Source organism: Heyndrickxia sp. FSL K6-6286, from assembly GCF_038630395.1.
Lineage (GTDB): Bacteria > Bacillota > Bacilli > Bacillales > Bacillaceae_C > Heyndrickxia > Heyndrickxia oleronia.
On record NZ_CP152029.1, the window covers coordinates 3,111,359 to 3,134,195 of the forward strand.

Here is a 22,837-nt window from a genome sequence, read left to right on the forward strand (position 1 = left end):
TACGATGTTATTTTGTTCTGAGAAGGGAGGTTTTATTCATTTATTATTATGTGTACCAGCCCCCATTTACTGCCAAAACCTGACCAGTAATATACGAGGCCTTTTCTGAAAGAAGGAATTGGATAGTTTCAGCAATTTCACTTGGTTTCGCAAGTCTTCCCATTGGAATTTCCTCTTCCAGTGCTATTTTTTCATCTTCTGAAAATATTCCCATCATTTGTGTATTAACAGCACCCGGGGCTACTGCATTAATTCTTACACCGCTTTGTGCAACTTCTTTACTAAGTGCTTTTACAAAAGAGATTTGAGCTCCTTTAGCAGTTGAATAGATTACCTCACATGAAGCACCTGTTTGTCCCCATATCGAACTAACAAGAACAACATAAGATTGTTCATTTTTCATTAATTTTGGTAATAATTTTTTTATAATAACCATTGGTGCATGTACATGTATTTTCCACATTTTTTCAATGATTTGTTCATCAGTATCCACAAAAAGCCCGTAATGGGATATTCCACTTACATAACAAATCGCATCAATATGAAATATATTATTCAATAGCTTATCAATCCCTGAGTCAGTAGATAGATCAGCTTGAATCGGAATCAGTTCTAGATTATATATTGAAAGCTCGGCTAATAGTCTCTCCATCGCCTCTTTATTGTGATTAAAATGTAAGTATAAGTTCCAGCCTTCTTTAGCCATTGTGTGAGCTGTTTCCGAACCAATTCCCCCACTTGCACCAGTGATAAGTGCATATTTCTTCATTTATCTATCCTCTCCTATACAAAGCAATACACCTTTTTAATAAAAAGACATATCTTCCTGAACTTTTAATAGTATTTCGAATTCAATAAGTTTTTCCATTTTAGAACAAACAAAATAGAAAAACCCAGAATCTCCGAGTTTCTCATTTACTTTTTTAACCTTTTATTTATTTGGTACTACCTGGCAAACGGTAAAGCGATCTTCTTCAAAAAACTGCTCTGCTGATTTTTTTAAATCATTATAAGTAATCTCTTCTAATGTCGGCACGACATCAAAAAGATTCATTTCATTAAATGAATACCTTGTAAACTGATTCGCAATATAGTCAGGTGAATTTAATTGACGTAAAAATCCACCTATTTTTTTCTTCTTCGTTCTTTCTAGGGATTCTTCAGTTAAATATTTCCCACTTTTCGCTTCCATCATAATCGATTGTATACGTTCTGAAAGTTCATCAGGCTTTTCTGTATCTCCACCAACCATTGAAAAACCAAAACCCTCTTCCTGTGTGTAATCATATGAAAACGTTTCATCAATTAATCCTTCATTATATAGATCATAATAGCTCTTTGAGCTTTTTCCAAAAAGGATGTCTAATAATAAATTAATTGTCAACTCATTTTTCAGCATTTCTTTTCCACTTTGTGCCACATCACAAGCTTTTACTCCTACCAGACATTTAGGTGTTTGAACATTCATTTGAAGAACCTTCTTTTTCTCAGCAACTTTAGATGGTTCATCTTCAAAACGACGCTTGATTTCTGACATATCCTTATAATCTTTCTTATTTTGATTATCTCGAATAAGATTCATGATTTGATCAGGATCAACGGGACCAACTACAAATAAAAGCATATTACTTGGGTGGTAAAATGTATTGTAACATTCATATAGTAGCTGATCTGTAATATGGGAAATTGATTCAATCGTTCCAGCAATGTCAATTTTTACGGGATGGTGCTGATACATATTTTCTATTACCCCAAAATATAAGCGCCAATCAGGATTATCATCATACATGGTTATTTCCTGACCAATAATCCCTTTTTCTTTCTCTACTGTTTTTTCAGTAAAAAATGGACTCTGTACCATATCGATTAAGGTTTCTAGATTCTTTTCCACATTAGATGTACTCGAAAACAGATAGGCAGTCCGATTAAAGGTCGTAAAGGCATTGGCAGATGCACCTTGTTTACTAAATTGCTGAAACACATCGCCATCTTCTTTTTCAAATAGTTTATGCTCAAGAAAGTGAGCAATTCCATCTGGAACATGATTATATTCAGTTGAATTCAATGGAACAAAGTCATTATCAATTGAACCATATTTAGTCGTAAAAGTTGCAAAGGTTTTGCTAAACCCTTGCTTCGGTAATATATAAACGTTTAACCCATTTTCCATTTTTTCATGATAAAGTGTTTCCTTCAATTGGTCAAAAGCAATTTTCTTCATTCTCCATTTCCCTCCAATCCAGTTAGAAAATAGATTGTATCTAATTCAATTTTTTTCGCTACTTCAATAATATCCTGTTTCGAAATTTTATTTATCCCTTGAATCCAATCATCCACAGTAAAATTTTGATTGGCGATTACGTTATGATAAAGAATTTCAACCAATCCCCTAGATGTATCTGTCGTTTCAAGGAGCTGATTATTAATAACTGCTTTTGTTTGCTCGATTTCTTGATCTGTGAAATCACCTTTTTTCATCGCGTCCATCTGTTCCCTTATGATTGTTGTTGCTTGATCATAATTTTTTGCTTCTATTCCGCTCATTACCATCAATAATCCTTTATGGCTTTCTAACCTACTTGCGGCATAATAGGCTAAACTAGCTTTTTCACGTACATTAATAAATAACTTTGAATGTGAAAATCCTCCAAAAATCCCATTGAATACTTGGAGTGCAAAATAATCTTGATCACCAAAACGGACGTTTGTACGATATCCGATATTCAGCTTTCCTTGTTTTACATCTTGCTTTTCTTTAATTTCTTTTACTTCTTTAACATTACTTCCTTCTTTACGTTCTAGTTGAATAGGTGTACGATTTTCAAACTGGAGGTTCCTACAAAATGTTTTTACTTCATTTTCATTCACATCACCAATGATGTATAAATGAAGTTCATCTTCACTTATTGCTTTTTTATAATAATCAAATAGATTTTGCGGTGTAATCTCTTCTACTTTAGATGCTATTCCGTTTGCATCTAGTGCATAAGGTTCCCCCTTACACATTTCCTCCACTAATCGAACATTCGAGTAACGCATTTTATCATCATAAATGGATTGGATTCTTTGCTTTAAGATGCGTTTCTCTTTCTCAACTGTTTCTTGATGAAAGCTTTCATTCTCAATGTTTGGATTCAATAATACCTCTGCTAAAAAATCTATTCCCTTTTGAAGGAGTGGGGTGGAATCCTTAAGAAACTTTTCATTTGCAATATCAATTGAAAACGACATAATATGTTGTTCTCCCTTCTTTGCTAAATCAACAAAGAAGCCTGCACCATATAAATCATCTAGATATGTTCGTAATGCTGTAGTTGTTGGATACTTTTTTGTACTACTTTGTAATACATTCAATAGAAGTGCACGAAACGTTACTGTTTCGGCATTCAAAGGGGCTTTCATTTTCCATACAAGTGTATTCGTTTTATATTTATTGGTTTTTACTATATGTAACGTAAATCCTTCAGTCTTAATAACCATTTCATTTGCAACAGACATAGCCAATCCTCCTTTAGCTTTCTTTTACTATTTTGTTATGAAGTTATTCTTACTATACATGTTATAGATAATGTCCTACAAGTATTTACCGTTTAAAAATACTTAGCGCACAGCTCATCCGATGGATTTCAAAAAAATGGTTCTTCCCTCTATTAAGAAAGCTTTCTAATAAACAAAAGACCCCGATTGATTCGGAGCCTTTTGCAAACCTATCTTTGTCCCTTTATATAAGGAATTCCACTTGCTTTTGGTGCATCTGCACGCCCTATAAATCCAGCAAGAGCTAAAATTGTTAATACGTATGGAGCAATAAGTAAATAAACACTTGGAATATCCTTTAAGAAAGAAATATCTCCACCAACAATACTTAAACTTTGAGCGAATCCAAAGAATAGTGCAGCGCCCATTGCACCAAGTGGATGCCATTTTCCAAAAATCATTGCAGCTAGTGCCATAAAGCCTTGCCCTGTAATTGTAGAGTGGCTAAAATCAAGTGTGATTGTTTGTGCATATACTGCACCACCTAACCCTCCAAAAACACCAGATAACATAACGCCAATATAACGCATTTTTGTTACGTTAATCCCCATTGTATCAGCTGCAGCAGGGTGTTCACCCACTGAGCGAAGTCTTAATCCAAAAGGGGTTTTATATATAACAAACCACACAACAAAGGACAAAATGATAGCTAAATACGAAGCATATGTGACCCCACTAAAGAATAAATCTCCTATTACTGGTATATCACTTAGAAACGGTATATCTATTTTTCTAAAATTTTCTTTAATAAAATCAGTTTGCCCTTTGTCATACCATTTCTTTACAAGAAATAAAGATAAGCCAAGAGCAAAGAAGTTTATCGCTACACCACTGACCGTCTGATCCGCCCTAAAGGTTATCGATGCCAATGCATGTAGTAAGGAAACGATTGCCCCTGCAATCATAGCAACAATAAGTGCAACCCATGGTGTTGCAGCTCCAAAAGTGTCAGCAAAAGTTAAGTTAAAAACGATCGAACTAAAAGCTCCGATTATCATTAAGCCTTCCAAACCAATATTAACAACCCCAGAACGTTCAGAAAAAACTCCACCTAGTGCTGTAAAAATAAGTGGTCCAGCAACTAAAAGGGAAGATGTTACAATAATTTCAAGTGCAGTCATTAAATCCACTTATTTCGCCTCCCTTTTAAAACGAGTAATGAGCCATTTAATCATGTAGCTTGAAGCAACGAAGAAAATAATTAATGCAATAACAATTTCAACTAATTCATTAGGTACATTCGCATCAATTGGCATATTTAAGGAACCTACTCTTAAACCACCAAAAAGAATGGAGGCGATAACCACACCGAATGCTGTATTTCCCCCTAATAATGCAACGGCAATACCATCAAATCCAACACCAGAAAAGCTAGATTGTAAGAATGCAAAACCAAATGTCCCTAAACCTTCCATCGCACCAGCTAGACCTGCAAACGCACCTGAAATGGCCATTGAATAAATAATATTCCTATTCACATTCATCCCAGCATAATGTGATGCGTGTTGATTGAAGCCTACAGATCTAAGTTCATAACCTTTTGTTGTTTTTTCAAGTAAAAACCACATGATAATTGCAGCAATAATTGACAAATAAATCCCATTATGAAGACTTGAAAAATCTGTAATGCTTTGCAGAAAGTCCGATTTTAATGAAGCTGAAGCTGGTACTTCTGCAGTAGTGTCTGATTCATCAGATAGTACATTTCGAATAATATAATTGGATACATGCAATGCAATATAATTCATCATAATTGTCACAATTACTTCATGAACTCGAAACTTTGCCTTTAATAATCCAGGAATAAACCCCCAAATGGCCCCTGCAATAACCGCTGCAATTATGGCTAAAGGTAAATGTATGATCTTTGGTAAATCAAAGGTCAGTCCAACCCAAACCGAAACAATCCATCCAACTAATAGTTGACCTTCTACACCGATATTAAATAGACCTGTTCGGAAAGCAAATGCGACAGCTAAACCTGCTAAAATATAGGGTGTTACTTGACGAAAAGTTTCACCAATATAAAAGGAATCACCAAACGCTCCATTCCATAAAGCAAGATATCCATGTATTGGATTATATCCACTAATAAGCATTATAATTGCTCCTGCAATTAGCCCTAATAAAACGGAAACAATTGGTATAAGTATATTAATTAATCGATTAGACATTTGTTTGTTCACCTGCTTCCTGACCTTTCGATCCAGCCATTAATAGGCCTAGCTCCTGCTCTGTCGTTGTTTTAGGATCAACTATTGCAACAATTGTTCCTTCATATATAACTGCAATTCTATCACTGACATTCAAGATTTCATCAAGCTCAAAGGATATAAGCAAAACAGCTTTTCCATTATCTCTTTGTTCAATCAATCGCTTATGAATAAATTCAATTGCCCCAACATCCAATCCCCTTGTAGGCTGAGCAGCAATTAATAAATCGGGATTTCTATCTACTTCGCGTCCAATAATGGCCTTTTGCTGATTTCCTCCAGATAAAGAACGAGCTAATGTATATTCACTTGGTGTACGAACATCAAATTCTTGTATTAGCTTTGTTGCTTTCTGATAGATCTGTTTAAAATTCAATATCCCATTTTTCGAGTAAGGCTTCTGATAATAGGTTTGTAATACAATATTTTCTCCAATAGGAAAATCTAAAACTAAACCATGCTTATGCCGATCCTCCGGAATATGGCCAACTCCTGATTCAGTAATTTTCCTTGGCTTTAAATTACGAATCTCTTTTTCATTTATTTTAATCGAACCACTTTCCGATTTTCTCAAGCCAGTAATTGCCTCAATAAGCTCTGTTTGTCCATTTCCATCCACACCAGCAATTCCAATAATTTCACCAGCACGAACATTTAAATTTAACCCTCGTACAGCAGGAACTCCTCTAGAATCCTTGACAACCAAATCTTTTATTTCTAATACATTTTGTTTTGGATTGGCAGGGATTTTTTGTGTAGTGAACACTACTTCACGTCCAACCATTAAATTCGCAAGTTCATTAGGATTTGTTTCTTTCACATTAACAGTTCCTATGCCTTTCCCCTTCCGAATAACTGTAACCTGATCACAAACCTCCATTATTTCCTTCAGTTTGTGTGTAATTAATATGATGGATTTCCCTTCTTTAATAAGTGTTTTCATTATTTGAATTAATTCAGTAATCTCTTGGGGTGTCAACACTGCTGTTGGTTCATCAAATATAATAATTTCTGCCCCGCGATATAATGTTTTTAAGATTTCAACACGCTGCTGCATACCAACTGAAATATCCGATATTTTAGCTTTTGGGTTAACTGATAAACCATACTTTTCAGATATTTCACGAACTTCCTTTTCTGCTTTTTTGATATCTATCGTACCCGATGATTTAGGCTCTTTTCCTAGAATAATATTTTCAGTGACGGTAAAGGTATCCACTAGCATAAAATGCTGATGAACCATTCCAATTCCTAAGTCATTGGCGATATTAGGATTAGTAATATTTACTTTTTTCCCTTTAACACGAATTTCTCCTTTTTCAGGCTGGTATAAACCGAAAAGAACATTCATTAAGGTCGATTTTCCAGCTCCATTTTCACCTAACAGTGCATGAATTTCCCCTTTCTTGACTTGCAAGGTAATGTCATCATTCGCAACAATACCAGGAAATTCTTTGCGAATCCCTAACATTTCTATAACATACTCCACCCTAAACCCTCCTTTTAAAGGTGACCCGCTTTTTTATTAAGGCTCTTTGCTCAAACAATGTGGCTATTTAAGTAAAGTTTTAATAATAACTTTCAGCTTTAGACCGCCATATCTTTCTTTTCACTGAGAAAAGAGCTACAAACATTATAAGAATCACTGATTCTTTTATTGGGTGTAAAAGCCGGCATCTGGGCTTTTACAAAAGCAACAAACTAACAAAACAACCATTATAAATAGACTCTTTGCTCAAACCTCGTGGCTATTTAGGTAATTAAATATAGGTTGAAGACCCTAAACCCCAAGAACTGCAAATTACATAAGAACCATTGAGAATCTTTATTAGGTGTAAAAGCCAGTGGTAGGACTCTTACAAAAAAGCAACATTCAATACGAAAACACCCTATCAATAAAATTTTATAATGGCGAAAGATTCTAAATAAAAAGTAAAAAATAATTTTACTTTTTATTAAAAATCTTTTAAGGACTGTCTAAAATAATGTATTAGACAGCCCCATATTCACAATTATTTTGTCGGTTTTAGTGGTACTTCAATTTCACCATTCATAATTTTTTCTTTCCATTCATCAACAGCTTTTAGCACTTCAGGTGTTAAATTCTCTTGGGAAGGTGCAATACCTACAGCATCTTCATTGATACCATATTCAATATGTTCTCCACCAGGGAATTTACCGTCTTTTGCTTTTTTAGATAAATCTTCAACTGCTAAATCTACACGCTTAATCATAGATGTTAAAGTTACATTATAGTCTTTGCCGTCTACTTTTACTTGTCCTTCATCGACTTGGTCACGGTCTACACCAATTACCCAAACATTACTATTCGGATCTTTTTGCTTTAAGTTTTTCGCCTCTGTGAATACTCCATTACCTGTTCCGCCGGCCGCATGATAAATAATATCAATACCTGATTTGTACATCGCAGATGCCATTGATTGGCCCTTATCTGCTTTGTCAAATGCGCCTGCAAATTCAATTTTCACATCTGCATCAGGATTAACTGCTTTCACACCTGCTTGGAATCCTGCAGCAAATTTATTAATAAGGTCACTATCTGTACCACCAATAAATCCAACCTTATTTGATTTAGTTGTCAAGCCTGCTACTACACCAACTAAGAATGAACCTTCATGCTCTTTAAACGTAATGCTTGCAACATTATCTCTATCTGTAATCACATCATCAACAATCGCGAAGTGACTGTCTTTTCTTTGTTTAGATACTTCTTCTATAGCTGGCTTTAATTTATAACCAATTCCATAAATTAAATCAAATTTATTACGAACTGCTGTATTTAGGTTTGTTTTATAATCGGCGTCAGATTTTGATTGGAGGTAATCATAACCAGCTTTTCCTTTCTCTAAACCATTATCTTGACCGAATTTTTTTAGACCTTCCCATGCTGATTGGTTAAATGATTTGTCATCAACACCACCAACATCAGTCACTAATGAAACAGTAAAGTCTTTTTTCTTGTCTCCCTTGCCTGTTGAACCTTCTTCCTTATCACTTGTACCACAAGCACCTAATAGTGTTCCTGCAGCTAGCACTAGTGAGAGAGCGAAACCAATTTTGCGCTTTTTCACTTTTTGTACCCCCTATTTTTATGATTTAGTAAGAATAAAAACTAGATTCGTTTTCTAACAACGTGAAAACTGAATTTATCTGCCTTGAAATAGTTAACAGAGTATAGAACTGGTTTATCGTCCTCATTGTAATGAAGCTGTTTTAGAACTAATAGAGCGGTTTCAGGATCACATTCGAGTATGGGTGAAATCTTTTCATGGTAGCCTATTGGCTCTATTTGTGTCACCGCATGTGTAATTCTTTTGCCGTTTTTTTGCTCTAAAATATTGAAGAACGAGCTATCATTATATGAATATTCCCAAGGAAAGAGCTTTTCTGGTATTTTATCAATACAGTAAACTACTGGATTACCATTTGCAGTTCTTACCCTTTCAATGACAGCGATATCCTCTTCCTCGTTACATAAAAAACGATTCATATCTTCCTCTGTTGATTCCTGAGTCTTTGAACTTAAAAAAATCGTTCCAGGTTCCATTCCGCCTTGGATAATCATATCGGTCACACTATATAAATGCTCAATACCTGAAGTAAATAATGGCTTTGGATTTACAAATGTACCAACACCATGACGACGGGTGATAACGTTTTCTTCCTCGAGAATTCGAAGTGCCTCACGTAATGTCGCCCGACTAATCCCTAACTGTTTTGCTAAGTCAAATTCAGATGGCAATTTTTCCTTTTCTTTATATACTCCTGTATCGATATCTTTTTTAATTCTATCGATCACTTGGAGATAAAGATGCCGACTATCTGATTTAATTAACATAAATGGACCCCCAAACATTCTTATAAGTCATCAGACCTCTGATCAATTATTCCTACTAATCGAAATTACTATATCATTTTTTTGAAGGATAATAAATATAATTTTTCGCTTTTGTCGAAAAAAAGCGACTAAAGACGAAAATTGGCAATAATCCTAATAATAAAAAGTGTAAACGTTCACTCCGATCGGACAAACTGCGCAGGAAATTTCCCTTTAATTCCAATAATAGGTTTATGAAACTGATTATGTGGTTAAGGTGTGAATTATGTGGTTCATAACGTGGGTTGGAGACACATTTTGGAGCTGAAAAGTGCATAATGTGTTTCAGAACCAGGTTGGAAACACATTTTTTGGTTGACGAGTGTATTATGTGGTTCATAAACAGGTTTGGAGACACATTTTGCAGCTGAAAAGGGGATTATGTGTTCCAGAACCTGGGTTGGAGACACATTTTACAGCTAAAAAGTAAATAATGTGTTTCAGAACCAGTGCTGGAGACACATTTTATTGCTATAAAGGATTAAGTCCGTATAATTGTGTAAAAAGAAAATGCAAAAAAAATGAGTCATTTTATTCACTCTTGGCAACACTGTTTTCAACCACGATAAACAATGAAAAGAGGAATAAAAATGACTCAAGTACAGTTTAACCTAAATTTGGATGTTTTAAAAGAAGCCATTGTAAATTCCAACCTTGATATGGTTATAAAATCAGCGGTTGTCTTAGTACTAAACGAATTTATGGAAAAAGAAAGGGATGACTATTTAAAGGCTGCACCTTATGAACGAGCTGTTGAACGCCGTGACTATCGCAACGGTTATTATGAACGTGATCTTATGATGAGCATCGGTACCTTAACACTTAAGGTACCACGGACACGCAACGGGGAATTCTCAACTACCGTTTTTGAAAAATATGCCCGTTGTGACCAGGCATTGGTCCTCTCTATGCTGGAAATGGTCATCAATGGTGTTTCAACTAGGAATGTTACCAATATTGTCGAACAGCTTTGCGGCAAGAACATTTCCAAGTCGTTTGTATCATCACTTACACAAAAGCTTGATCCCATTGTGAACGAGTGGGCTAAGAGACCCTTAAATACAACATACTACCCTTTCGTATTCGTTGACGCTATGTATATAAAGGTGCGCGAGCACCAAAGCGTTGTTTCCAAGGCTGTTTATATTGCCACTGCCATTACTGAGAAGAATACACGTGAAATAATTGGCTTGAGTGTTGACCATGCGGAAAGTTATGAGAGTTGGGGGCAGTTCTTCCAACAGCTAAAATCACGGGGCCTTCAATCTCCCAAACTAATCATCTCTGATGCCCATCAAGGTCTCCAAAAAGCGATACAGCGTGAATTTATTGGGACAGCTTGGCAAAGATGTAATGTCCATTTTAAGCGAAATATCTTTGATAAACTTCCCAAAAAGAGCTCGGCTGAAATCAAGACAATGATCAAACGCGTATTTGAAGCAGTAACCATTGATGATATCCGTCTGTTTAAAGATGAGCTAATGAGTAGGTTCGGGACAGAGCCAAAGTTTGAAAAAGCACTCTCTATATTAGATGAGGGGTTCGAAGATACCATCCAGTATATGATCTTTCCCGAAAGTATCCGATGCCACATCCGTAGTACCAATTCCCTTGAACGGTTGAACCAAGAAGTCCGTAGAAGAGAAAGGGTCATACGTATTTTTCCAAACACCCAATCGGCTTTTCGCTTGATTGGAGCTGTTCTAATGCAATATCAGGATACGGTTTACGCTAAGAGAAAAGCACTTATGGGTGGAAGATAGAACAGATTATTTTCAGCTAAACTTCCATCATGGATGATCACATATCCGGTAAGGGATGTCAAATTGAAAACCATTTGACATCCCTTACCGGATATGAAGTTCAAAATCCATGGAAGTTTCGCAAAAAAAATAAAAGGGTTAAGGTTGAAAGTACTTGCCAGTGATTTTACACAAAAACCAGGACTTTACTCTATAAAGTAAATAATGTGTTTCAGAACCTTATCTGGAGACACATTTTATTGCTATAAAGTAAATAATGTGTTTCAGAACCAGTGCTGGAGACACATTCTGTCCAACAGAAGTGAAAAAATCATTAATAAATTTTTGTTTTAAACATAAGGTATAAAAAAAGATGAGGAAATTAACTTTCCTCATCATGAGCTTTGTTCTTCTGAAGGTTTTGGTATAAGAACGACCCTTGGTTTACTTCCTTCATAAGGACCAACTACACCTCTTACTTCCATTTCATCAATTAATCGTGCTGCTCTTGTATAACCAATCCGAAACCGACGTTGTAACATTGAGACTGAGGCTGTTTGCATTTCAGCAATCAATTGAACAGCATCATCATAAAGTTCATCGTCTACTTCCTCAATTGTTTCAGTTATATCATCTGGAATCATTTCCTCTTGGTATTGGGCCTTTTGTTGAGAAATAACAAAGTCTACCACTTCCTCTACCTCATCATCTGAGAGAAATGCCCCTTGTACACGTACTGGTTTCGATGCACCAACAGGAAGAAACAGCATATCTCCTCTTCCTAATAGTTTCTCAGCTCCACCCATATCAAGAATGGTCCGAGAATCAGTTGCCGACGAAACAGCAAATGCAATTCTAGATGGAATATTTGCTTTAATAACCCCTGTTATAACATCAACGGATGGTCTTTGAGTGGCAATAATTAAATGAATTCCTGCTGCACGAGCCATTTGAGCAAGTCTAGTGATTGAGTCCTCCACATCATTTGAAGCGACCATCATAAGATCCGCCAGCTCATCCACAATTACGACTATGTATGGGAGTAATGGTTGCTTTTCTCCAGTTTCTAAATTATGTTTTTTTACATGATCATTATACCCTTCAATATTTCTAGTTCCCGTGTGCGAAAATAATTCATAGCGACGTTCCATCTCACTGACAACTTTTTTTAGTGCTTGTGATGCTTTTTTGGCATCTGTAACTACGGGTGCTAGTAAATGGGGAACACCATTATACACATTCAATTCAACCATTTTTGGGTCAACCATCATTAATTTGACTTCATGTGGTTTAGCCCTCATAAGAATACTTGTTATGATTCCATTAATACATACACTTTTCCCACTACCGGTCGCACCAGCTACTAAAAGATGGGGCATTTTATTTAGCTCCGCCAGGACTGCTTCCCCTGTGATATCGCGTCCTAAACCAATTTGTAATTTAGATTCAGGCTTGTCCAATTCTTTTGCTTCTAGTACTTCTCTTAACGAGACAACTGCTACTTCTGAATTAGGCACTTCAATGCCAATCGCTGATTTTCCAGGAATGGGCGCTTCCATTCGTATATCCTTTGCAGCGAGCGCAAGAGCAATATCATCACTGAGACTGACTATTTTACTAACCTTTACACCTACATCTGGATGCACTTCATATTTTGTTACAGCTGGACCTAAATGCACCTGCGTCACACGTGCTTTAACTCCAAAGCTTTGAAAGGTTCTTTCTAATTTTGCAGCATTCGCATGAATTAAATTATATTCTCTGCTTTGATCTGTTGCTTTTGGTCTTTTCAATAATGAAATAGGTGGTAATTGATAGTCTTCATTTTCAACTTCTGTAAACGTAATATTCGGTGCTAAATCTTCTTCTGCTATTTCTTCACTTTTTGTAGAAATAGAATGGTTGTCAGGTTCATGTTGTACCTTATCCATTTCCTCAGGCGTATAAGCTCTTTCTGTAAAACTCGATATAATTGGTTTAATTTCTTTGTCAGAATCTACTTGTTGTTTTTCCTCAATAACTGATTCCTCAACCACAGCGTCTATTTTTTTCTGTTCTTTCTTTTCTTTTCGATCTATTTTCCATTCTTTTAAATCATTTTTGGACATTTCCCATTGATGGCTGACAAACTCTTTTAAACGAGCCCCCAATTTTTCAAAGACAGTACCAATGGATTTCCCAGTTATAAGAATGAAGCCAATTACAATTAGGACCATACACAGTATTTTTGTTCCTAGAGAATCAAATAAGAAGTGAGACACAGCAAATAAAATCGCACCAATTATTCCACCACCCATATCTGGTGAAGATGTATCTCCCTTCACTTCTTGCCAAAATATTTCCCAAGTACTTTGTATCACGCTTGGATTTTTTACATGTCCCTCACGGCTTAATAATTCAAATAATTTCACATGACTTAATAACAATAAACTGATGAGAAAAATATATATACCGCATAGCCTACGACCAAAAAAGAATGGCCATTCTCTTTTAATCATTAAATAAACAGCTAGCCAAATGATGCCTATTAAAGCGACCATATACCATTCACCTAAAAAGAAGCGAAAAAAGAATACACAAGCTTTACCAACTGCACCAAGCTTTATAATTGATATTAAACTTAGAGCAATTAACACAATTCCTACCAATTCAAAACGTATATTTATCTTTATCTGCTGAGACTTCTTGCTCCTTCGTTTCCTTTTAGCCGCCATTTCTTTCACCCTCACGAATCACCTTATAATAAGAAAATGGAAGGGTTGTCTATTAAGAGGTTTAACCCCTTTACTTTTAGACAACCCCACAATTTACCTTATTATATCATAATCATTTCAGTGAAGAAAACGACTGTAGCAGTATTTTATTGTTGCATAAAGGAATATATGTGAAAAAATATCATTTAGAAGAAGGATATCATTTGTCCTGGATTCAACTCACTGTTTAAGAAATCAACTGGATTACTACTAAGTATTCGTACAATCCGATAATTATGTTCTAGTTGTTCTACTAGCATTGGTACATTATTGTATACTATGGTTTTATATTTACTATATTCACTTGCATCCGTTTGAAAAATTAATTCCTGTGGAACAGTTGTATAGAGGATCATTGAATCATTCCTTCAGAATTATTTTGATTTTTATTTACTTCGATCAATTCATTTAATTTTTTTATTGCAGCTCCTACGCCGCCTACTTCATTAATTAGTCCTGTTTTAACTGCATCAATGCCAACCACGTTTGTTCCAATATCCCTTGTTAAATTACCTTTCGCAAACATTAATTCTTTAAAGACATCTTCTTCTATATTTGAGTGCTCTGTAACAAAGTTTATGACCCGTTCTTGCATTTTGTCTAAGTATTCAAATGTTTGTGGGACACCAATTACTAGTCCCGTTAAACGAATGGGATGAATAGTCATCGTTGCTGTTCCAGCAATAAAGCTGTAATCGCATGAAACCGCGATCGGTACACCTATTGAATGACCCCCGCCTAAAACGATAGAAACAGTCGGTTTTGATAATGATGCTAGCATTTCTGAAATCGCAAGCCCCGCTTCAACATCTCCACCTACTGTATTTAAAATGACAAGAAGTCCCTCAATTTTAGGATTTTGTTCAATCGCCACGATTTGCGGAATAACATGTTCATATTTTGTTGTTTTATTTTGTGGCGGCAACTGCATATGCCCCTCGATTTGTCCAACAATCGTTAAACAATGAATATTTGTGTCCTGAGATAATTGTGGGACATTTGTTTGACCAAGCTGTTGAATTTTATCAATAATTCCCTGCTTATTATCTTTATTCTCATCGGATTTCTCTGGAGAAGGTTGTTGCTCCATTTGAAATTCTTTTTCCATTTTAAATCTCCTTTATCAATCACAATTTATCTTATACCACTCAATATGATTATTATCCACTACCACTCTTTTTTCATTCATTCAAATACCTCATACCCAAATAACATAAAAAAACCAGGCAAATATTTTATTTCACCTGGTTTTTAAAATGCTATTAAATTTCCATAATAATTGGCAGAATCATTGGTCTGCGCTTTGTTTTTTCATATAAAAAGTAATTTAATTGGTCACGAATATCTTGTTTAATGCTAGACCAATCAAATGCATCTTTTAACATATTTTTTTCAACAATCTCACGTACTAAGTTAGTTGAGGCAAGCATCAATTCTTCAGATTCCCTCACATAGACAAAACCTCTTGATATAATTTCTGGTCCTGAAGCAATTGTTTTTTCCGCTTTATTCAATGTAACTACAACAATGAGAATACCATCTTGTGATAATAATCGACGGTCTCGTAATACAATGTTTCCTACATCTCCCACACCAATACCGTCAATAAGTACGTTCCCAGAAGGAACTCTTCCTCCGATGCTCATTTTATTATTTTTGTATTCAATAATATCCCCTTTACCAGGAATGAAAATATGATCTTGCGCCAATCCAACTTGGCTTGCCAGTTTACCATGTGCAATAAGCATACGATACTCCCCTTGAATAGGGATAAAATATTTAGGTTTCATCAAATTTAACATCAATTTCAAGTCTTCTTGTAAACCATGACCTGTTACATGAATTTTATTTGAACTTGATAATACGGTTGCACCAGCCCTATAAAGCATATCAATCGTTTTTGACATATATAATTCTAATCCTGGTGATGGGCTCGCAGTAATAATTACCGTGTCACCCTTCTCAATTGAAATATGTTTATGTGAACCTTTCGCCATTTTTTGTAAGACTACGAATGGCTCCCCTTGATTACCTGTTGCTAATACGACCACTTTGTCTTTTTCATATTTCTGTATGTCTTGGACAGGAATGATTAAATCCTCTGAATCCATTTGTAGATAGCCAAGTTTCAATGAGATTTCATAGATTCGTTCCAAACTTTTTCCAACAACAGCAATTTTTCTACCATTTTCCCTGGCTGCATCAAATACTTGTTGAATACGCAGAAGATTTGATGCGAAACAGGCTAGAATAACTCGTCCTTTAGCCGAATGAAAAGCACTGGACAATTGGTTTGCTACAGTTGTTTCAGATATAGAGTATCCAGGGTGCTCAGCCTCCGTACTATCGGATAATAAACAAAGAACTCCCTGTTCACCGATATTCGCCATTTTTCCTATTTCTGCTTGGTAGAAGCCTTTAACACCTTGATCAAACTTAAAGTCACCCGTATGTACAATATTTCCTTCAGAAGTATGAACACAAATCCCAACCGAATCAGCGATGCTATGGGTAGTCTTAAAAAAAGTAATGGTTACTGTATCAAACTCCACTTTTGAATTTGAGTGTATAATAGTAAACTCTACTTGTCGTTTAAGCTTTACCTCTTTTAACTTTTCCTTAGCTAATGCAACGGTCAAATTGGTACCATATACAGGTACATCTATTTTCATTAAAATATAGGGAAGGGCACCGATGGCATCCTCATGGCCGTGAGTTAAAAATATTCCTTTAATCCGTTCTTTATTATTTTCTAAATAAGTTATATCAGGAATAACAATATCAATTCCAAGCATTTCGTCCTCTGGATACATTAAACCGGCATCCATCACAAAAATGTCTTCATCAACTTCAATTACATACATATTCTTCCCGATTTCCCCTACTCCTCCTAGGGGTATAATTTTAATTAATTCATTTTTTCTCTTTTTCAAATCTTGTTCCTCCCAAGCTGTATTTCCGATCTACATCAGTTATATCCATTATAATCGAAGATGAATTTAGACATCAATCTATTTATTGATAGGCAGAAATTGAAAAGCTTTGATCAATTATTAATTTTTCCATTACTCGAATTAAACTTTTAAGCTGCTTTAAATCATTGTTTGCATTCATTAAAGCAATTTGAATCCAATTATTTTCTATTAAATAACGATTACGATAATGGACTAAAAATCCATTTAAATATAAGTCTTCACCAATAGCAAGTGAAGATAGGTCTTTAGGTATTGCGATCGTTAAAACACATGGTGAGGAATGTTGATTATCAATAACAAAGTGGAAGCCCTTATCCTTGAACATTTCACATGCTTGAATAAATATCGATCTTCTTTCTTTAATAAAGGATGGATCCAAAAACTTGTCTAAGGCAACATTTAAAGCATGGAATAAGTTTGAGCTTTGGGAAAAAGGAATACCTTCACACTTTTCATAATACGAAATGTCCAAATATCTCGGGACAGGATATGATAAGTTTTCCAAAGAATTATAAAAAACAAAAGATAAACCAGTATAGCTGCCAATGGCTTTTCCCGAAACTCCTGTTGCTAGGTATGTATGTTGTAGGTCCAATGGAACCGCTCCTATAGAACTAATAGCATCTACACATAACTTAACAGAATATTGCTTACATAAAGATTCAATCTTTTTAAAATCATTGAGCATGCCAGTGGAAGTTTCACAATGAACAAACCATAGCCAATCATAATTACCTTCCATTAATTTATTTTCTATTTCCTCTATTAGAAAAGAGGTTCCCCAATCATAAGATATATGGTCAAACGTAAGCTGAAATCTTTCTGCATGATCAACTAAACGATCACCAAATTCACCATTCGTTAGTATTAATCCTTTCGCATTTAAACCTGCTAAATGGGCTGCAACCGCATCATTGCTTAAAGTTCCTGAACCGGTCAGGATAGCCACTTGCTTAGCATTTGTCATTTCTTTTAATTTCGTTTTAACAGCAGCTACCATATTACTATGTTCTTCTGAACGATGCCAAATCGGTTGCTGATCAAATGCTGTTTGTACCTCCTTATCAATTGCAACAGGACCAGGTAAGAAAGAGCGAACATGACTGATCATTTGCAGTGCATCACTAGTTAAAAATGTTCTCTTTGTTAAATACATTGGTTGAAATAAAGCTTCATCTTTCCCTACTAAATGTGCAAAAGGCTGAAATCCTAAATGGCGATATAGCTTACTTTGTCTAGTTGTTCCAGATATAAATGCGATATCATGACCTTTTTGAAGGCAATAGCGAATAAGCCCTCCTGTAAGTGCTGTAAATACACGACCATTTCTATATGTTTTTTTTACAGCTAGCAATCTTACCTCACAAGGTTTTATGAATGAAAAATTTAAATATTCCTCTATTACTCCTAATTTTTCGTCAAGCGAGAACGGTCTAATATCACGGATTGCCATCATTCCGATAACTTCGGAATCATGCTTACATATAATATATTGATTTTCTGCATGGAAACGATCGAGTAATTTCTTCTTATCATTTTGCTCATGCTGTGGTATTTCCTCTACAAACGTTTCATAATTCAAATCAAAAATTTGATCAAATTCATCTTTATCCCTTGCCATTTTAATCGTAAAACTCATTCTCCATCCCCCACAATTACTTTTTTTCTCTATGTCTTAATATAATGATGAATGCAATTATGGCAATAATAATGCTCCCCCATATATTTCTATCGTAAAAAAACAAAAAAAATGGTGTTGTCATGATTGCTATAAGGCCTGACTTTGTAAATGATCTATTCAAGAGAAATAAAATTAGAAATACAAAAACAAAACTAAATGTTGAAAAGGGGGATACAGAAAGTAATCCTCCTATAAACGATGCAACCCCTTTTCCTCCTTGAAATTTATAAATTATAGGATAAATATGTCCAATGACTACACAAAATAAGGTAATGGATTGGCCTAGAATTCCCAGACCAGCGACTTGGGCTAACCAACATATAAGATAAGCTTTTAGCATATCCCCAATTAAAACTAGTAAAAACCCCGTTTTTCCAAAAGATCTTCCTGCATTCCTTGCCCCTGGATTTCCACTGCCTAATTGAAAAACATTTTTGCGATAAATAAGGAGACCTATTATATGAGCACTTAAAATTTGTCCCACACAATAAGCAAGTATGTAAATAAAAACTGTCTGCAATCTTCTCTTCCTTTACAATAATCTATTTCCTAAATAAGTTATCAAAAATTTACTAAAGGAATTTATATAATATTATGTTTCTATATTACCATTATTTTCAGATATTTGAACAAGAACAGATAAAAAAAGATTGGCCCACCTAAAAAATAACTTGGGTAGGCCAATCCATTTTTATTTATAACTATTTAACAGTTCTGTCAGACTCATTCTTTCAGACTCTGAAAGTGGCACGAGCGGTAAACGTACTGATCCGACATCCAATCCTTTTAATTGTAAGGCTGTTTTTACTGGTACAGGACTTGGAGCCGTAAATAGCCCCTTCATTATCGGTAACAGCTGTTGATGAAGTTTTGCAGCTTCTTTATTTGAACCATTTAAAAATGCCTGAATCATTTCCTGCATTTCATTCCCAATAATATGAGAAGCTACAGAAATAATCCCTTGCCCTCCAATTGATAGTACCGGTATAGTGATTCCATCGTCCCCACTATATAATTCGAAATCATCTGGAGTATTTGCGATAATATGTGTCATCGCATCTAGGTCGCCACTCGCTTCCTTCACAGCGACAATATTAGATATATCAGCCAATCTTATTATTGTTTCAGGATGGATACTGATTACTGAGCGTCCTGGAATATTATAAACCATTACAGGCAATGTTGTACTTTCAGCAATTGCTTTAAAATGCTGAAATATTCCTTCTTGATTTGGTTTATTGTAGTAAGGGGCTACAATCATAATCGCATCAACACCGGAAGCCTCTGCTTTTTTTGTTAATTCAATCGAAGCATATGTGTTGTTACTTCCTGTTCCTGCTATGACTGGTATCCTTCCGTTAACTGTTTTTACTACATGTCTAAAAAGGGCTACTTTTTCTTCCGTTGATAAAGTAGGAGATTCCCCTGTTGTTCCAGCAACAACTAATGAATCGGATCCATTTTCAATTAAATATTCAATTAGTTGACTCGTTTTCTGAAAATCGATATTCCCTTTATTATCAAAAGGGGTGACCATTGCGGTTGATACTCTACCAAAATGAGCCATCTATATCACTCCTTCATAACCTTAACATCTGATCGTTCTTCTTGAAGATTAAATTCATCATGAAGAGCATTGACTGCTTCGACTAAATCCTCTTCTTTCACTAATACCCAAATCGTCGTATGACTATCTGCTGACTGAAGGATTCTTATCCCTCTTTCAGATAAAGCAGATACTATTTTGTATGTCACACCTGGGACTCCTGCTATTCCTGCACCTACAACCGATACTTTTGCACAGCCTCTTTCTACAATGGGAGCATGGCCAAGAGATTTTAAAATTGCTTCAGCTTTGTCAATTAAATCTTCCGCTACTGTATATACCACTCCAGTTGGAGAAATATTGATAAAATCAACACTAATATGCTCGTTAGCCATTGCTTTAAATACTTCTGATTGCAAATCATATTGTCCATCTTTTGCTACCACTTTTATTTGAGATACTTTTGATAAGTGTGCGATCCCAGTTACTAAACGCTCTCTAATAGCATCAGCACCCTTGTTTTCCCTGTAGACAGAAGTAACTAATGTTCCTAAATCATCTGAATAGGTTGACCGAATACGTATTGGAACCTTTGCCTGCATCGCAATTTCAACAGCACGAGGATGAATGACCTTCGCACCTTGATAAGCCATGTTGCATACTTCATTATATGTTACTACAGGCAATCGTCTCGCGTTCTGAGCGATTCTAGGATCTGCTGTCATGATTCCATTCACATCCGTAAAAATATCTATCCATTCTGCATTTAAAGCTACTCCAAGGGCAGCTGCAGATGTATCACTACCTCCACGCCCAATCGTTGTTACATCCCCATTCGGTGCTGCACCTTGAAAACCTGCAACAACGATACAATCAAAGATCTTTAATTCCCGAAGAATACGATCCGTCTTCATTTTTATAATTTTTGCATTTGTATGCTCTGAATTGGTACGAAACCCAGCTTGAAAACCGGTTAAAGCAGTGGATCGAATCCCATTTTCTAATAACATGTTAGAAAAAACCAAACTTGATATAATTTCGCCACATGATAATAAAGAATCCTGTTCTCTTTTACTTAAATGTGTATTAGACCCATTTACCATTGACAATAATGTATCAGTTGCATAGGGGTCACCATTTCTTCCCATCGCAGAAACAACTACCACTACTTTATAACCATCATCCAATGCCCCCTGAATATGTTTTAGGGCATATTGTCGACTTTCTTCATCACGTACTGATGTACCACCAAATTTTTGCACAATCAGTTTCATCATAACACCTCAAGAATTGATATAAGAATTAATACAACTATTAATCATATCACTATTTTACTAAACCAAGCTTAACCAAGCTTTCGGCAATCTGTACTGAATTCCATGCTGCACCCTTTAATAAATTATCAGAAACAACCCACATATGGAACCCCTTATCTTCATCTAAATCTTTTCGGATCCTTCCAACAAAAACATCACTTTTTCCTACTGCATATGCAGGCATTGGATATAATTGCTCCTTAGGGTCATCCTGAAGCGTCACACCATCTGCATCACGTAATAAGGATCGAATATCCTCTACTTCAATGCTCTCATTTTGTACCTCAAAATAAACCGACTCTGAATGTCCTGTTTCAACAGGAAGGCGTACACATGTAGCTGCTACCTTTAATTCAGGCATATGCATGATTTTCTTCGTTTCATTAATCATTTTCATTTCTTCAAAGGTATATCCATTTTCTTCAAATTTATCTATTTGCGGAACTGCGTTGAACGCAATTTGATAGTGTTTTTTATCCCCTTTAACAGGTAATATTTCCGGGTTAAAGGATTTCCCCTCAATGATTGAATGTGTCTGATTGTGTAATTCAGCAATAGCTGCTGCACCTGCTCCAGATACTGCTTGATAGGTTGATACGATTACTTTGTCTAATCCATATGCCTTTCGAATTGGTTCTAAGGCAACAACCATTTGAATAGTTGAGCAATTTGGATTTGCAATTATTCCGTTATGGGATTTTAGGTCCTCTTCATTCACTTCCGGTACAACAAGTGGGACTTCAGGATCCATTCGGAACGCACTTGTATTATCAATTACAATTGCACCACGTTTAACTGCTTCCTTTGCAAACAGCTTAGAAATACTTCCACCTGCACTAAAAAGTGCAATATCCACACCTTCAAAACTTTCAGGTTTCGCTTCCATGACAACAATATCTTCATCTTTAAATTTCAGAACTGTACCAGCTGACCGTGATGAAGATAAGAGTGTAAGTTTCTTTATTGGAAAATCCTTTGTTTCTAATGTACGAAGCATTTGTTGTCCAACTGCTCCAGTTGCTCCTACTACAGCTACATGAAAACCTGTTGTTGCCATAAAACATTCCCCTTCCACTTTTACACCTTACTTTTTTAATAAAGGTTATTTTTTCTTATAATAAATGCTTAAATAATAAATTTTATTTTATCATATATATCGTTGTTTCTATACTTTTT

General features: G+C 35.4%; 18 protein-coding genes. 1 reads left to right on the top strand and 17 read right to left on the bottom strand.

Annotated elements, in window-relative coordinates:
• Window positions 1-46: 46 nt before the first annotated feature.
• The 8 genes from MHI39_RS15725 to MHI39_RS15760 all read right to left on the bottom strand — a co-directional run bounded on the left by MHI39_RS15725 (window position 47) and on the right by MHI39_RS15760 (window position 9,609).
• Window positions 47-769, bottom strand: coding sequence for an SDR family oxidoreductase (locus tag MHI39_RS15725; RefSeq protein WP_259545730.1), 723 nt, complete (start codon window positions 767-769; stop codon window positions 47-49).
• Window positions 770-931: 162 nt separating this feature from the next.
• Complete coding sequence (locus tag MHI39_RS15730; RefSeq protein ID WP_342539685.1) at window positions 932-2,221, bottom strand: pitrilysin family protein; 1,290 nt, start codon at window positions 2,219-2,221, stop codon at window positions 932-934.
• On the bottom strand, window positions 2,218-3,498 hold the full coding sequence (locus tag MHI39_RS15735; RefSeq protein ID WP_342539687.1) for a pitrilysin family protein: 1,281 nt from the start codon (window positions 3,496-3,498) through the stop codon (window positions 2,218-2,220). Before MHI39_RS15735 ends, MHI39_RS15730 begins: the two co-directional genes overlap by 4 nt.
• A 209-nt stretch (window positions 3,499-3,707) precedes the next feature.
• A complete protein-coding gene (locus tag MHI39_RS15740; RefSeq protein WP_342539688.1) occupies window positions 3,708-4,667 on the bottom strand; it encodes an ABC transporter permease in 960 nt (319 codons plus the stop codon).
• Complete coding sequence (locus MHI39_RS15745; protein ID WP_058002712.1) at window positions 4,668-5,711, bottom strand: ABC transporter permease; 1,044 nt, start codon at window positions 5,709-5,711, stop codon at window positions 4,668-4,670.
• Window positions 5,704-7,239, bottom strand: coding sequence for an ABC transporter ATP-binding protein (locus MHI39_RS15750; protein ID WP_071977857.1), 1,536 nt, complete (start codon window positions 7,237-7,239; stop codon window positions 5,704-5,706). Before MHI39_RS15750 ends, MHI39_RS15745 begins: the two co-directional genes overlap by 8 nt.
• Before the next feature lie 523 nt (window positions 7,240-7,762).
• Complete coding sequence (locus tag MHI39_RS15755; protein ID WP_071977858.1) at window positions 7,763-8,842, bottom strand: BMP family protein; 1,080 nt, start codon at window positions 8,840-8,842, stop codon at window positions 7,763-7,765.
• Between the two features lie 41 nt (window positions 8,843-8,883).
• Window positions 8,884-9,609 (bottom strand): GntR family transcriptional regulator, encoded by a 726-nt coding sequence (locus MHI39_RS15760; RefSeq protein ID WP_071977859.1) that lies wholly within the window; start codon window positions 9,607-9,609, stop codon window positions 8,884-8,886.
• 629 nt (window positions 9,610-10,238) lie between these two features.
• Here MHI39_RS15760 and MHI39_RS15765 point away from each other — a divergent pair.
• Window positions 10,239-11,411: an IS256 family transposase gene (locus MHI39_RS15765; RefSeq protein WP_071976245.1), complete on the top strand. Its 1,173-nt coding sequence runs from the start codon at window positions 10,239-10,241 to the stop codon at window positions 11,409-11,411.
• A gap of 374 nt (window positions 11,412-11,785) precedes the next feature.
• On the opposite strand, the gene MHI39_RS15770 is transcribed toward MHI39_RS15765, so the two are convergent.
• From MHI39_RS15770 to asd, 9 genes are all read right to left on the bottom strand, one after another.
• Window positions 11,786-14,104 carry a DNA translocase FtsK gene (locus MHI39_RS15770; protein ID WP_058002747.1) on the bottom strand — a complete coding sequence of 773 codons (2,319 nt, stop codon included), beginning with the start codon at window positions 14,102-14,104 and terminating at the stop codon, window positions 11,786-11,788.
• Between the two features lie 185 nt (window positions 14,105-14,289).
• On the bottom strand, window positions 14,290-14,499 hold the full coding sequence (locus tag MHI39_RS15775) for a YlzJ-like family protein (RefSeq protein WP_058002708.1): 210 nt from the start codon (window positions 14,497-14,499) through the stop codon (window positions 14,290-14,292).
• The gene (locus tag MHI39_RS15780) at window positions 14,496-15,251 is read right to left on the bottom strand and encodes an ATP-dependent Clp protease proteolytic subunit (RefSeq protein WP_278892046.1); all 756 of its coding nucleotides are present in this window, start codon (window positions 15,249-15,251) and stop codon (window positions 14,496-14,498) included. Before MHI39_RS15780 ends, MHI39_RS15775 begins: the two co-directional genes overlap by 4 nt.
• Window positions 15,252-15,405: 154 nt before the next feature.
• Window positions 15,406-17,076, bottom strand: a complete 1,671-nt coding sequence (locus tag MHI39_RS15785; RefSeq protein ID WP_058002706.1) for a ribonuclease J — start codon at window positions 17,074-17,076, stop codon at window positions 15,406-15,408.
• Between the two features lie 82 nt (window positions 17,077-17,158).
• Complete coding sequence (locus MHI39_RS15790; protein WP_259545735.1) at window positions 17,159-18,757, bottom strand: aminotransferase class V-fold PLP-dependent enzyme; 1,599 nt, start codon at window positions 18,755-18,757, stop codon at window positions 17,159-17,161.
• A 16-nt stretch (window positions 18,758-18,773) separates the two neighbouring features.
• Window positions 18,774-19,319: a glycerol-3-phosphate acyltransferase gene (locus tag MHI39_RS15795; RefSeq protein ID WP_058002704.1), complete on the bottom strand. Its 546-nt coding sequence runs from the start codon at window positions 19,317-19,319 to the stop codon at window positions 18,774-18,776.
• Window positions 19,320-19,490: 171 nt separating this feature from the next.
• Complete coding sequence (gene dapA / locus MHI39_RS15800) at window positions 19,491-20,366, bottom strand: 4-hydroxy-tetrahydrodipicolinate synthase (protein WP_071977861.1); 876 nt, start codon at window positions 20,364-20,366, stop codon at window positions 19,491-19,493.
• Window positions 20,367-20,371: 5 nt separating this feature from the next.
• A complete protein-coding gene (gene dapG / locus MHI39_RS15805; protein WP_058002702.1) occupies window positions 20,372-21,619 on the bottom strand; it encodes an aspartate kinase in 1,248 nt (415 codons plus the stop codon).
• A gap of 52 nt (window positions 21,620-21,671) precedes the next feature.
• A complete protein-coding gene (asd, locus tag MHI39_RS15810; protein ID WP_216383959.1) occupies window positions 21,672-22,718 on the bottom strand; it encodes an aspartate-semialdehyde dehydrogenase in 1,047 nt (348 codons plus the stop codon).
• Between the last annotated feature and the right edge of the window lie 119 nt (window positions 22,719-22,837).